Annotated in this window: 15 protein-coding genes; 8 read left to right on the top strand and 7 right to left on the bottom strand. The window is 67.8% G+C overall.

What is annotated here, in order from left to right; genetic code table 11:
* Positions 1-103 precede the first annotated feature (103 nt).
* The gene (ygfZ, locus tag BST14_RS13340; protein ID WP_083064898.1) at positions 104-1,198 is read right to left on the bottom strand and encodes a CAF17-like 4Fe-4S cluster assembly/insertion protein YgfZ; all 1,095 of its coding nucleotides are present in this window, start codon (positions 1,196-1,198) and stop codon (positions 104-106) included.
* A gap of 180 nt (positions 1,199-1,378) precedes the next feature.
* Between ygfZ and BST14_RS13335 the strand changes: the two genes are divergently transcribed.
* Positions 1,379-2,248 carry an aminodeoxychorismate lyase gene (locus BST14_RS13335; RefSeq protein WP_142279395.1) on the top strand — a complete coding sequence of 290 codons (870 nt, stop codon included), beginning with the start codon at positions 1,379-1,381 and terminating at the stop codon, positions 2,246-2,248.
* A 249-nt stretch (positions 2,249-2,497) separates the two neighbouring features.
* Here the strand turns inward: BST14_RS13335 and BST14_RS13330 are convergent, their stop codons facing one another.
* From BST14_RS13330 to lmeA, 6 genes are all read right to left on the bottom strand, one after another.
* Positions 2,498-3,154 (bottom strand): heme-binding beta-barrel domain-containing protein, encoded by a 657-nt coding sequence (locus BST14_RS13330; protein ID WP_083064896.1) that lies wholly within the window; start codon positions 3,152-3,154, stop codon positions 2,498-2,500.
* A 146-nt stretch (positions 3,155-3,300) separates the two neighbouring features.
* Entirely contained in the window at positions 3,301-3,603 is a 303-nt protein-coding gene (locus BST14_RS13325; RefSeq protein WP_066880637.1) for a DUF1416 domain-containing protein, read from the bottom strand.
* A 1-nt stretch (position 3,604) separates the two neighbouring features.
* On the bottom strand, positions 3,605-4,438 hold the full coding sequence (locus tag BST14_RS13320; RefSeq protein ID WP_083064895.1) for a sulfurtransferase: 834 nt from the start codon (positions 4,436-4,438) through the stop codon (positions 3,605-3,607).
* 36 nt (positions 4,439-4,474) lie between these two features.
* The gene (locus tag BST14_RS13315; protein WP_083064894.1) at positions 4,475-4,945 is read right to left on the bottom strand and encodes a DUF4395 domain-containing protein; all 471 of its coding nucleotides are present in this window, start codon (positions 4,943-4,945) and stop codon (positions 4,475-4,477) included.
* Between the two features lie 220 nt (positions 4,946-5,165).
* On the bottom strand, positions 5,166-5,585 hold the full coding sequence (locus BST14_RS13310) for a thioredoxin family protein (protein ID WP_083064893.1): 420 nt from the start codon (positions 5,583-5,585) through the stop codon (positions 5,166-5,168).
* Between the two features lie 91 nt (positions 5,586-5,676).
* Positions 5,677-6,489, bottom strand: a complete 813-nt coding sequence (gene lmeA, locus BST14_RS13305; RefSeq protein WP_083064940.1) for a mannan chain length control protein LmeA — start codon at positions 6,487-6,489, stop codon at positions 5,677-5,679.
* A gap of 177 nt (positions 6,490-6,666) precedes the next feature.
* Here lmeA and BST14_RS13300 point away from each other — a divergent pair, with 177 nt between their 5' ends.
* From BST14_RS13300 to BST14_RS31695, 7 genes are all read left to right on the top strand, one after another.
* On the top strand, positions 6,667-7,446 hold the full coding sequence (locus BST14_RS13300; protein ID WP_083064892.1) for a winged helix-turn-helix transcriptional regulator: 780 nt from the start codon (positions 6,667-6,669) through the stop codon (positions 7,444-7,446).
* Positions 7,443-8,381, top strand: a complete 939-nt coding sequence (gene mshD, locus BST14_RS13295) for a mycothiol synthase (RefSeq protein ID WP_083064891.1) — start codon at positions 7,443-7,445, stop codon at positions 8,379-8,381. The genes BST14_RS13300 and mshD overlap by 4 nt, the downstream gene beginning before the upstream one ends.
* 150 nt (positions 8,382-8,531) lie before the next feature.
* Positions 8,532-9,671, top strand: a complete 1,140-nt coding sequence (pstS, locus tag BST14_RS13290) for a phosphate ABC transporter substrate-binding protein PstS (protein WP_438502159.1) — start codon at positions 8,532-8,534, stop codon at positions 9,669-9,671.
* A gap of 51 nt (positions 9,672-9,722) precedes the next feature.
* Positions 9,723-10,766, top strand: coding sequence for a phosphate ABC transporter permease subunit PstC (gene pstC / locus BST14_RS13285; protein WP_083064890.1), 1,044 nt, complete (start codon positions 9,723-9,725; stop codon positions 10,764-10,766).
* Positions 10,763-11,677: a phosphate ABC transporter permease PstA gene (gene pstA, locus BST14_RS13280; RefSeq protein ID WP_083064889.1), complete on the top strand. Its 915-nt coding sequence runs from the start codon at positions 10,763-10,765 to the stop codon at positions 11,675-11,677. Before pstC ends, pstA begins: the two co-directional genes overlap by 4 nt.
* A 13-nt stretch (positions 11,678-11,690) precedes the next feature.
* Positions 11,691-12,467, top strand: a complete 777-nt coding sequence (pstB, locus tag BST14_RS13275; RefSeq protein WP_066865555.1) for a phosphate ABC transporter ATP-binding protein PstB — start codon at positions 11,691-11,693, stop codon at positions 12,465-12,467.
* A 46-nt stretch (positions 12,468-12,513) separates the two neighbouring features.
* On the top strand, positions 12,514-12,691 hold a 178-nt coding region (locus BST14_RS31695; RefSeq protein WP_142279208.1), incomplete at its 3' end, for a transposase.

The raw sequence follows: 12,691 nt of genomic DNA, 5'->3' as shown, positions 1-12,691 counted from the left end.
GCGGCTCCGATCTCCTGGTGTCGTATTGTCCTGCCAACAGTTTACCGTGCCCCGCCACCGGGCGTTGGCGCCCCCTGCTCGCTGTGGCGGACGTTACCGTTCATTATCCCGCACCGCCCCGCAACCGTTCAACAGCCAGCCGCCCCGCGCCGATTCGTTCGGTTCCGGGCAGCGAATCGGCGTCGATCACCGCGGCGACCGAGGCGTCCGGACCGGTCGCCAAATCCGTCTCCGCGGGCAGCCCGCGCTTGAGCAGCGCCAGCGCTATCGGCCCGAGATCCACGTGTTCGACGACCGTGCCGAGACGGCCGACCGTGCGGCCGCCGGCCAGCACCGGATCGCCGGTCGACGGCCGGTCGACCGACCCGTCGAGGTGCAGCAGTGCCAGCATCCGCGGCGGCCTGCCCAGGTTGTGCACCCGCGCGACCGTCTCCTGCCCGCGGTAACAGCCCTTGTCCAGGTGGACGGCCCCCACGCCGGGGCTGCCGATCCACCCCACTTCGTGCGGAATTGTGCGCTCATCCGTGTCGACGCCGAGGCGGGGTCGCACGGCCGCGACCCGGTGGGCTTCATAGGCCCACACACCGCCGGGCCGCACTCCGGCCCGCGTCAGGCGCTTTCGCCACTCGCCCGCCGTGGCGCGCGGAACCAGGAGGTCCAGTTCGAGCCGGCCGGCCGGGGCGCCCGGCATCCGGCGCACGAAGCCGTCGCCGGTGGGAACCGCGGTCAGCTCGGCGGGCAGCGCATCCACCCCGAGCGCGTCGAGAATCGCTCGGTCAGCCAGTTTCGGGCCGAGCAGCGACAGCACGGCCAGCTCCGCCCCGGCCGGGGTGACCTCGGACCAGAACACCATCTTGCGCAGGTAGGCCAGCAGCGGCTCGGCCCGCCAGGGTTCGGTGTCGAGGTAGGTGGTGCCGCCCAGCTCCGTCTGGATCCAGTGATCCTCGACGCGGCCCTGTCCGTCGAGGCTGAGGTTCTGCGTGCTGGCGCCGTCGGGGAGGTCGCTGACGAATTGCGTCGAAATGCTGTGCAACCAGGTCTGCCGGTCTTTGCCGGCCAATGTGAGTACGCCGCGGTGCGAGCGGTCGACCAACAGCGCTTCGCTGTCGGCCGCACGCTGCTCGCCCAGCGGATCGCCGTAATGCCAGACGGCGCCGGCGTCGGGTCCGGTTTCGGGTGCGGGAACAGCGCGGGTCACGAGTCAACTCTACGGACCGGCCGGCACCTTCAACGAGTGCGAAGCTGGCTTCACGCTCACAGCCGAATGTGCGGCTAGCTTCACGCTCACCAGGCCCCGGCGTCGACATGCTTCCGGTCGCGCCGCGGGCACCTTGGGCCACATTGGATAGGCTTCTCGACCATGGCCGGCCAGACGGGTGTGATCGTCACGCTGGACGGCGAAATGCATTCGCCCGACGCGCCCCTGCTGCACGCCGACGACCTGGCGGCGGTCCGCGGCGACGGAGTCTTTGAGACGCTGTTGGTCCGCGACGGCAGGGCCTGCCTGATCGAGCCGCATCTGCAGCGGCTGACCCAGTCGGCCGCCATGACCGATCTGCCCGCGCCCGAGCTGCCGCGGTGGCGCAGCGCGATCGGGGCGGCCACCCGCCAGTGGTGCGCCGCCACCGCCGAGGAGGGCGCGATGCGGTTGATCTACAGCCGCGGGCGCGAGGGCGGTTCGACGCCGACGGCCTATGTGATGGTCAACGCGGTTCCGGACCGGGTGACGGCGGTCCGGCGGGGCGGGCTGGCGGCGATCACGCTCGATCGCGGGCTGCCCGCCACCGGGGTCGACGCGATGCCGTGGCTGCTGGCCGGTGCCAAGACCCTTTCCTACGCGGTCAATATGGCGGCCCTGCGCCATGCCGCCCGCCAGGACGCCGGCGACGTGATCTTCGTCAGCACCGACGGCTACGTCCTGGAAGGTCCGCGGTCGACGGTGGTGATCGCCACCGCCCCCGAGACGCCGGACGGTCAGCCGTGCCTGCTGACACCGCCGCCGTGGTATCCGATCCTGCGCGGCACCACCCAGCAGGCCCTGTTCGAGGTGGCCAGGGACAAGGGCTATGACTGCGACTACCGGGCGCTGCGCGTCGCGGATCTGGTTGCAGCCCAAGGTGTTTGGCTGATCTCCAGCATGACGTTGGCGGCCCGGGTGCACACCCTCGATGGCCGCCCGTTGCCGCTGGCACCGATGGCGGCGGAATTCGCCGGCCTGGTCGACGCCGCCATCGTCAGCGATCGCTGAGCGCTGAATTGTGTTGTCGGCTGGTCGATCCGTCGGTACGGTCGGTCGTACACAAGGAAGGAGGTGGTCCCAAAAATTGATAGCTTCATGGACATGTGAGGTGGCTGCGCGCTAGCAGCACCTGCTCGGAAGAGCTGGCGTCACGCGTGCGCTAGCGAATTCCCCGCAGTCACCCGGCCCCCGAGCTTCCGGCTTTTGTCCAACCGGGAATACGGCTCGGGGGCCGTTCCATGTTCGGGGTGATTACTGCTAACCGGCGAAACGGGATAGCCGCGCCGAAAGATGCGGCACCAGACCGCCGTCGGCGTCCACTCGCTCCTCGACGTAGGCCAGGTCGCCGCCTTCGACGATGCCGTAGAGCCGTTTGGCCCCGCCGACCAGCACACCCGACCTGCTGCGCGCCAACGCGTCGGTGACCAGCTCCCACGACGACTGCGTCAGGGGCTGGCCGTAAAACAGCTCGACATAGCCCGCCGAGTGGGCCAAGAGCAGTTCGATCGCGTGGGATTCGCCGGGGTCGTCGGGATCGGTGACGAAACGCCAGAAACCCGTCTCACGCAGGCCACGTTCCTCGTATTCCCCCGTCTCGCTCAGCCGCCATGAACGGGCTTCCCAGTTCAGGTAATCGCCACCGTCGTGCGAGACCACGATCTGCTGGCCGAACCGGTAGTCGCCGTCGTGTCCGCGGCCCTCGCCTTCGCCCCGCCAGACACCGACCAGGGGCAGCAACGCCAGCAAGGCGTCGCTGAGGTTCGCGCCTTCGCGCAGGTTCGCGGTGTCCGCGGGCAGCGGCAGGTCATCGTAGGAGGGGATGTTGCGCCCGGCGGTCAGCTTGGCGCGCTCAGCGGCGGCGGCCACCGCCCGGTCGCCGGAGCCGGCCGAACTCAGCGGTTCGTCGGGACTCACGACTCGTCAGTGATGAGCCGGTAGAGGGTGTACAGGGCGAACCATGAAATCACCACGACCGCCACCACCAGCATGATCTCGAAGAACAGCACCACGCGGACAAGTCTATTCGTCGCGCGGCGACCCCGTCGGGGGCGGCTGGCGAGTCAGGCGATCTTGACGTCGACCTCGTGGATGCCCGCACCCGACGGAGCCACGACGGCGTCGCCGTTGCCGGCCTTCGACAGCGCGCGCAAGGTCCAGGATCCCGGTGCGGCGAAGAACCGAAAGTCACCGGTGGCCGACGCCACCACTTCGGCGGTGAACTCGTCCGAGGAGTCCAGCAGGCGGACGAACGCGCCACCCACTGCCTGACCGTCGCCGTCCACGACGCGACCGGTGATCACCGTTTCCTTCTCCAGGTCGACGCTGGCGGGCAACGTCAGTCCTTGTTTCGGTGCAGAGCACATATCAGCTTCCCAACTCGATCGGGGCGCCCACCAGGGAGCCGTATTCCGTCCAACTGCCGTCGTAGTTCTTCACATTCCGATGCCCGAGCAATTCATAAAGAACGAACCAGGTGTGCGACGATCGCTCGCCGATGCGGCAGTAGGCGATCGTTTCTTTGTCGCCGTCCAGGCCGGCGTCGGCGTAGAGCTTCGCCAGCTCCTCGTCGGACTTGAAGGTGCCGTCCTCGTTCGCCGCCTTGCTCCACGGCACGTTGATGGCGCCGGGAATGTGGCCGGGCCGCTGGCTTTGCTCCTGCGGCAGGTGCGCGGGCGCCAGGATCTTGCCGGAGAACTCGTCGGGGGAGCGCACGTCGACCAGGTTTTTGACGTTGATGGCCGCGATGACGTCGTCGCGGAACGCCCGGATGCTGTTGTCGGGCCCGGCGGCGGTGTACGAGGTCGCCGCCCTGCTGACCGGTTCGTTGGTCAGCGTGCGACCGTCGAGTTCCCACTTCTTGCGGCCGCCGTCGAGCAGCTTGACGTCTTCGTGGCCGTACAGCTTGAAGTACCAGTAGGCGTAGGCGGCGAACCAGTTGTTGTTGCCGCCGTAAAGGATCACGGTGTCGTCGTTGGAGATGCCCCGCTCGCTGAGCAGTTTGGAGAACTGCTGGGCGTCGACGAAGTCGCGTTTGACCGGGTCCTGCAAATCGGAGCGCCAATCCAGCTTGATCGCGCCGGGGATGTGGCCGGCGTCGTAAGCGCTGGTGTCTTCGTCGACCTCGACGAAGACGACGCCTGGGGCCTCGAGATTGCTCTCGGCCCAGTCGGTGGAGACCAGGACGTCGGAGCGTGCCATGGAGTGGATCCTTTCAATCGCTTTTGTTACAGCAGGTCAGGTGGAACGCGCGGGGGGTCGGAAGCGGGCGACCAGCGGGTAGAGCTGGCAGCCCAGGCAGATGCCGAAGGCCGCGTTGAGGAACGCGGCGGCCAGAGCGGCCGCGGTGGCCACGACGGCGACCGGGACGGCGCCGGTGGCGAACGCGCCGGCTCCCAGCGCGGCGAAGATCAGGCCGACGAGTTGGGCGAACTTCAGCGGTGGGGTCGGTTCGCGCTCCTGCACCGGGCCCAGGCGCGGCGCGACGACGGCGGCAAAGATCCGGCCATACGGATGCTTGCGCGGCCCGCCGACCGCGCCGACGGCGAAGATGACGGCCTGAGCGGCCAGGATCACCGCCGCGGCCGGCGCACTGGCCGCCGAGACGACGAGCGCCAGCATTAGGACTGTGGTGGTGACCCATGCGGCGAATCGTGGGCCGCGCACGTCGACCAGGTCACGCTGCGCGGTGGTGTTGCTGCTCGGCAAGGTGCTGCTCCTCGATACCCCTATTGCTGACGGAAATGCATGGAGACGTGCCGCGGTTTGGATCCGGGGCCGCTCCGAGTGCTACGCGAAAACGCGGCTACTCAGCAGCAACAGCAACAACAACAGCCCGGCGTGCGGCACAGTTCAACTGCGCGACGCTGGATGAGCATGGGCTCGGGGCGGGCTGACACGTCGGTCAGCTTACCCAATGACACCGCGGTCAAGCCAACAGCGGTTCCAGCGCGGACCGCAGGTCGGCCGCGTTGGGCACTCCGGAGGTGCGATACCGCTGCCGGCCGGCGCCGTCGAAGATCAACGTCGTGGGCAGGGACAGGACCGCGTACCGGCGCGCGGCGTCGGGGTTTGCATCCAGGTCGATCTCGACGTGAGCCACGTCGTCCAGGTCCTCGCAGACCTGCTCCACGACCCTGCGCACCCGGTCGCACGGCCCGCACCACGGCGCGCTGAAATGCACCACCGTGGGGCCACTGCGAGAAAGCCCCAGCGCCGCGATGTCGGCGTCGGCGTCCACGTCCGGCCCGGCGTCGACTTCCCTGATGGTTCCGGAGCGACGGGTCAGCAACCAGCCGGCGAGGGTGGCCGCCGCGAGCACCGCGATGATCACGACGACTGTGGTCATCCGCCCCACTCTCCCCCGAAAGCGGGAGGTACCCCCGCCTCATCGTTTCGTCCGCCGCAAGCGGGCGGTATCCCCGCTGCGTCGTGGTCGGTCATGACTGCTTGAACGCCGGCAGGGTCACAATTACTCCGCGGGTGATGCCCTCGATAATGACGTCGGATCCTCGGGCCCCCTCGGTGGTCGGCGCGACACCGAAGGGCAGCCGCTGGTCGGGCAGCCGGCCGCTGAACGCATGCAGCACTGCGTCCTGCTTATCCGCTGGAACGGTCTGGTTGGCGGTGTCCGATCCGGTCAGCACGCCGGTCGGGGTGAAGACCAGCGTCGCGGGGTCGTCCGGGGCGATGGAGAGGTCGACCGAGACGCTGACCCGGCGATCGAAGCCCGCCGCTTTGGGTGTCCCGGTGAAAACCAGGCCGTGGCTGTCCGAGATGCCCGATGCGGTCACGCCCCCGGTGGAGGTGTTGGTTTCCTTGGGCGGCGCCTCGACCATCAGGTCGCTGATGCCCATGAACCGGCCCAGGTGCGTCGAGTCGACGATGATGCGGCTCTCCAGCTTGCCCACGGCGAGCTTGGCATCCGGGCCGATCAACCACGAGGCCTGCGCCAGGTCCACCGAGTACATCGTGGCCTCCAGCGTGGCCCTGCCGGTCATCGCATGGTCGACGGCATTGGCCTTGATCTCCACCTGGCTGTACCTGCCGCGCATCGCCTGGGGAAGGAAGGGAAACGCCACGATCGCGACGAACGGGTCGGTGCCCAGGTTGGCCGCTTTGCGGACGCTGGACGACAGCCGGTACTCGGCATAGATGCTGGTCCCGTAATCGACGCCGATCGCGCTGACGGCGATCACCGCGACCAGGATCGCCGTCGCGGTCACGGTAAACAGCACCTTGCGCACCCGCACATTGTGGCGCAGCGTCGCGGCGCGGGTCGCCGCCGGATCCGTCGTGGCGGGGCTCACACTGGCTCGTCCACCACGCGAAAAAAACAGGTGACACGTTATCGTTAGATGACCTGGTAACTAACGCTTAATGGCGTCGTGAATTTGGGAGATGCCGTTCCCCCGAGCTGGAGGGGCTAGTTGGAGCTACTACTGCTGACCTCGGAGCTGCATCCCGACCCGGTCTTGCCGTCGTTGTCCCTGCTTCCGCACACGGTCCGGACGGCGCCGGCAGAGCCCTCTTCCTTACTCGAGGCCGGAACCGCGGACGCGGTGATCGTCGACGCGCGCACCGACCTGTCATCGGCGCGCGGACTGTGCCGGTTGCTGAGCACGGCCGGCCGGTCGGTTCCGGTGCTGGCCGTGGTCACCGAGGGCGGGCTGGTGGCCGTCAGCTCCGATTGGGGTCTGGACGACATCCTGCTGCCCACCACCGGGCCGGCCGAGGTTGACGCGCGGTTGCGGCTGGTGGTCGGCCGGCGTGGCGGGCTCGCGGACCAGGAGAGCGCCGGCAAGGTCAGCCTCGGCGAGTTGGTGATCGATGAAGGCACCTACACCGCCCGGCTGCGGGGCCGCCCCCTGGATCTGACCTATAAGGAATTCGAGTTGCTCAAGTACCTGGCGCAGCACGCCGGGCGGGTATTCACCCGCGCACAACTGCTGCACGAGGTGTGGGGATACGACTTCTTCGGCGGCACCCGCACCGTCGACGTGCACGTGCGTCGCTTGCGGGCCAAACTCGGCCCCGAGTACGAGGCGCTCATCGGCACCGTGCGCAACGTGGGGTACAAGGCCGTCCGCCCGGCGCGCGGGCGCACGCCGGTTGCCGAGCCGGAGGACGCCGACGCCGCCGAACCCGAATCCGAATCCGAACCGCAGGACATCCAAGATTCGCTGACCGATCCCTTGCACACGCAGTGACTTCGCCCGACTGGCGCCGCACCCTGACCGCCGAAGAGCAGCGGGGCGTACGCGAACTCATCGGCGCGGCAACCGAATACGACGGAGTCGCGCCCGTGGGCGAGCAGGTACTACGCGAGCTCGGCCATGACCGCACCGAGCATCTGCTGCTCAAGGATACAGCCACGACGGCCGCCGACGCGATCGTCGGCTACCTCAACCTGAGCCCGCCGCGCGACGGCGAAACCGGGATGGCCGAACTCGTGGTGCACCCGCAGGCGCGCCGCCGCGGCATCGGGTCGACGCTCGCGCGCGCGGCGTTGGCCAAAACCGGTGCGGGCAACCGGTTTTGGGCGCACGGTACGCTGGAACCGGCCCGCGCGACCGCGTCCGCGTTGGGCCTGACCCCGGTGCGGGAACTGCTGCAAATGCGGCGCTCTTTGCGCGGTCTGCCCGGCACTGTGCCGACGGTGCCCGGGGTGGAAATCCGCACCTACGCGGGCCCCTCCGACGACGCCGAGCTGCTGCGGGTCAACAACGCCGCGTTCGCCCAGCACCCCGAGCAGGGCGGCTGGACGGACGTCGAGCTGGCGGAGCGGCGTGATGAACCCTGGTTCGACCCGGCGGGCCTGTTCCTCGCGTTCGGCGACTCCCAAAGTGATCAGGCCGGCGCGCTGTTGGGCTTCCACTGGACGAAGCTGCACCACGATCGCCCCGGCCTGGGCGAGGTGTACGTCGTGGGCGTCGATCCGTCGGCGCAGGGCCGCGGACTGGGGCAGGCGCTGACCGCCGTCGGCATCGAGTGGCTGGCGCGGCGCCTGGCCGACGCAGCCGACCCCACCGTGATGCTCTACGTCGAGTCGGACAACGTCGCCGCGGTGCGCACCTACCAGCGCTTGGGCTTCACCACCTACAGCGTCGACACCGCATACGCGGTCCTGCCCGCGGCCAACTGACCGCGGGTACCAGCGCCAGCGACCCGAATCGCTAGTCTGGTCCTGGCTACCCAGACGTTGCTATGGCCGGCGTCGGCGCATAGTTTCGCCGTCGCTTGGCAACCTCACATCAGAGACGGCCGCGGCACCCACGGGCGTCCGGAACGCATCATGAAAGCGAGATTGGTGAGGCTCGACAGGCAGGGCAGGGCGCTGGTCGCCGCGGCGTTGGCGACAGCGCTGGGTGCCGGAGCGCTGACCGCCTGCGGTAGCGACGAGAACCGTCCCGGGGCCACCGCGCCCAGCGTGCCCGGCGTCACCGGCACGGCGGGCTGCGGGGGCAAGAACAAGCTGACGGCGGAAGGCTCGACAGCCCAAGAGAACGCGATCACGGTCTTCAACCAAGTGTGGGGCCAGTACTGCCCGGGCAAGGCCCTGTCCTATAACCCAACCGGGTCGGGCGCCGGCCGTGAGCAATTCATCGCCGGACACGTCGATTTCGCTGGCGCGGACTCGCCCTTGGTCGCCGACCAGATCGGCCCCGCCGCCCGACGCTGCAACGGGAATCCGGCGTGGGATCTGCCGCTGGTCTTCGGTCCGATCGGGATCGTCTACAACCTGCCCGGAAATCCGGGCCTGGTGATCAACAGTGACGCGCTGGCCAAGGTTTTCACCGGCAGGATCACCAGCTGGAATGACCCGATCCTGCTGGCCCTCAACCCGGGCACGGCACTGCCCGACACCAAGATCACCCCGATCTACCGGATCGACTCGTCGGGAACCACCGACAACGTGCAGAAGTATCTGACCGCGGCCGCGCCGCAGAGCTGGTCCAAAGGGGTCGGCACCGAATTTCAGGGCGGCGTCGGAGAGGGTGCCGCTAAGTCGGCCGGCGTCATCCAGGCGGTGCGGGCCACCCCGGGCTCTATCGGATACGTCGAGAAGGGCTTCGCCGACCAGGCCCGCATGCCCTACGCCAAAATCGCCACCCGCGGCGGCGTGATCCCGCTGACCGACGACACGGCACGAAACGCCGTCAAAGCCGCGAAATTCTTGGCCGAGGGCGATGACCTGGTGCTCGACCTCCACGCGATGTACGGCTCCGAGGAGCCAGGCGTCTATCCCTTGCTGCTGGTCACCTACGAGATCGTGTGCTCGAAGGGTTACGACGCCCAGACCTCCGCGGCCATCAAATCGTTCCTCGCCATAGCCGCCAGTAGCGGGCAGGGCGAGCTGGCTAGGGCCGGGTACGTGCCGCTGCCCGATAAAGTCAGGGAGCGACTGGTTACGGCGATCGATGCGATGCAGTAGCCAAGTGAATCGGCATTCAAGGAGCGATAACAGGACTGTGACGGGATCACAGTGACGGGGTTTTCAGGGGCAAATCCCAATGACGCGGGTTCGGGTGCGGTGGTCGCCGCGCCGTTTCCGGAGTTGCGGGCGACGCCCATCAGTCCCTGGGGCGACGGCCGGCCCCGTATGGGGGACCGGATCTTCCGCTGGCTGGCGCAGTCGTCGGGCGTGTTCATCATCGTGGTCATCGCCGCGATTGCGGCCTTCCTGCTCGGGCGCGCGATACCGGCGCTGCACCGCAACAGGGAGAACTTCTTCAGCTACGGCGGGACCTGGGTCACCACGGACACCTCGGCGATGCACTTCGGCATCGCCAGCTTGGTGCAGGTCACGGTGTTCGTGTCGCTGTTCGCGCTGATCCTGGCCATGCCGGTCGCGTTGGGCGTCGCCATCTTCCTCACGCAGTACGCGCCGCGGCGGGTCGCCGCGCCGCTGGCCTACTCGGTTGACCTGCTGGCCGCGGTGCCGTCGATCATCTACGGAGCGTGGGGTCTGTACGTGTTGGCGCCGCAGCTGCGTCCCGTCGCCACCTGGCTCAATGGGTCCCTGGGCTGGTTTTTCCTGTTCGCCAACGGCAACGCGTCGCCCGCCGGCGGCGGCACCATTTTCACCGGCGGGATCGTCCTGGCGGTAATGATCTTGCCGATCATCACCGCGGTGACGCGCGAGGTGTTCGTCCAGACGCCGCAAGACCAGATCGAGGCCGCGCTGGCGCTCGGTGCCACCCGTTGGGAAGTGGTCAAGACGGTCACGCTGCCGTTCGGGCGGTCGGGCTATGTCAGCGGGTCGATGCTGGGGCTGGGCCGTGCGCTGGGCGAGACGGTGGCGCTGCTGATCATCCTGCGCGGCACCCAGTCGGCGTTCGGCTGGTCGCTGTTCGATGGCGGCTCCACCTTCGCGACCAAGATCGCCGGCGCGGCGGCGGAATTCGACGACCGATACAAGGCCGGCGCGTACATCGCCGCAGGGCTGACGCTCTTCGTGCTCACCTTCGTGGTCGACGCCCTGGCGCGCGGCGCCGTCGCCGGGGCGGCGCGGAAGGGGGCGCAATGACCTCGATGTTGGACCGCCCCCTCAAGCCGCGGACCTTCTCGCCGGTCAGCCGGCGCCGCCGTATCACGAATTCCGTTGCGACGCTCCTGGTTTCGCTGTCGCTGCTGGTGGCTGTGACCCCGCTGGTGATGGTGTTGTGGTCGGTGGTGGCCAAAGGGTTCACGGCCATCGCGTCGACCACGTGGTGGTCGCACTCGCAAGCTGGGATGACGGCATTCGTGACCGGTGGCGGCGCCTACCACGCGCTGGTCGGCACCGTGCTGCAGGGATTGGTATGCGCCGTCATCTCCGTCCCCCTCGGGTTGATGGTCGCGATTTATCTGGTCGAGTACGGCGGCGGGACCCCACTGGGCAGATCCGCCTCGTTCATGGTGGACATCTTGAGCGGTGTGCCGTCAATCGTTGCGGCGCTGTTCATCTACGCGTTGTGCGTGGCGACGCTGGGGCTGTCGCGGTCGGAGTTCGCGGTATCGCTGGCGCTGGTCTTGTTGATGCTCCCGGTGATCGTGCGCGCCACCGAGGAGATGCTGCGAATCGTGCCGGTGGATCTTCGCGAGGCCAGTTACGCGCTGGGCATCACCAAGTGGAAAACCATTGTCCGAGTGGTCATTCCCACCGGGCTGTCGGGCATCGTCACCGGGATACTGCTGGCGATGGCCAGGGTCATGGGCGAGACGGCGCCGCTGCTGATCCTGGTGGGGTACGCACAGTCGATGAACTTCGACATTTTCGGCGGGTTCATGGGGACGCTGCCTGGCATGATGTTCAACCAGACGTCGGCGGGTGCGGGCCTGAACCCCATCCCCACGGATCGGTTGTGGGGCGCCGCATTAACCCTCATCCTGGTGATCGCCACCATCAACATCGCGGCCCGAGTGATAGCGAAATTTTTGAGCGCCAGGAAGTCATAGGCAGGAGCACTAAGTGGCCAAACGGTTGGACCTCAAGGGCGTCAACATCTATTACGGATCGTTTCACGCGGTCTCGGATGTGACGCTGTCGGTTCTGCCCCGCAGCGTGACCGCGTTCATCGGCCCCTCGGGGTGCGGCAAGACGACGGTGTTGCGCACCCTCAACCGCATGCACGAGGTGGTGCCCGGCGGCCGGGTCGAGGGCAGCGTGCTGCTCGACGACGAAGACATCTACGGCGCCGGCGTCGACCCGGTCGGCGTGCGCCGGGCCATCGGGATGGTGTTCCAGCGGCCGAACCCGTTCCCCGCCATGTCGATTCGCGACAACGTGGTCGCCGGCCTGAGGCTGCAGGGGGTGCGCAACCGCAAGGTGCTCGACGAGACGGCCGAGTATTCGCTACGCGGGGCGAATCTCTGGGATGAGGTCAAGAACCGGTTGGACAGGCCCGGTGGCGGACTGTCCGGCGGCCAGCAGCAGCGCCTGTGCATCGCGCGGGCCATCGCCGTGCAGCCCGACGTGCTGCTGATGGACGAGCCGTGTTCGGCGCTGGACCCCATCTCGACGATGGCCATCGAAGAGCTGATCAGCGAATTGAAACAGGACTACACCATCGTCATCGTCACCCACAACATGCAGCAGGCGGCGCGGGTCAGCGACTACACGGCGTTCTTCAACTTAGAGGCGGTCGGAAAACCTGGGCGGCTGATCGAAGTCGACGACACCGAGAAGATCTTTTCCAACCCGAGCCAAAAGGCCACCGAGGACTACATCTCCGGCCGCTTCGGCTAGGGCGTGTCTGGCAAAGATTTTGGATGTTGTGCCCGAGGCTTGAGTCATGTCGCGGTTTCAGTTGCTCACCGATGCTCAGTGGTCGTTGATTGAAGATTTGCTTCCGACTCGGACAGGCAAGCGGGGCAGGCCCTTTCAGGATGCCCGCTCGATGGTCGAGGGCATTATTTATCGGTACCGGTGTGGGATCGCCTGGCGAGACGTGCCCGGGGCGTTCGGGCCGT

Origin of the sequence: Mycobacterium arosiense ATCC BAA-1401 = DSM 45069, assembly GCF_002086125.1 — a bacterium.
Taxonomy (GTDB): Bacteria; Actinomycetota; Actinomycetes; order Mycobacteriales; family Mycobacteriaceae; genus Mycobacterium; species Mycobacterium arosiense.
The sequence above is the reverse complement of the archived record's forward strand: the minus strand, read 5'-3'. Positions and strand labels throughout refer to the sequence as shown.

What these genes read in the sequence shown, in the direction of transcription:
- BST14_RS13325 (WP_066880637.1), bottom strand. Translation starts at nt 3,603, where the DNA reads ATGTGCTCTGCACCGAAACAAGGACTGACGTTGCCCGCCAGCGTCGAC.
- BST14_RS13320 (WP_083064895.1), bottom strand. Translation starts at nt 4,438, where the DNA reads ATGGCACGCTCCGACGTCCTGGTCTCCACCGACTGGGCCGAGAGCAAT.
- BST14_RS13310 (WP_083064893.1), bottom strand. Translation starts at nt 5,585, where the DNA reads ATGACCACAGTCGTCGTGATCATCGCGGTGCTCGCGGCGGCCACCCTC.
- pstS (WP_438502159.1), top strand. Translation starts at nt 8,532, where the DNA reads ATGAAAGCGAGATTGGTGAGGCTCGACAGGCAGGGCAGGGCGCTGGTC.
- pstA (WP_083064889.1), top strand. Translation starts at nt 10,763, where the DNA reads ATGACCTCGATGTTGGACCGCCCCCTCAAGCCGCGGACCTTCTCGCCG.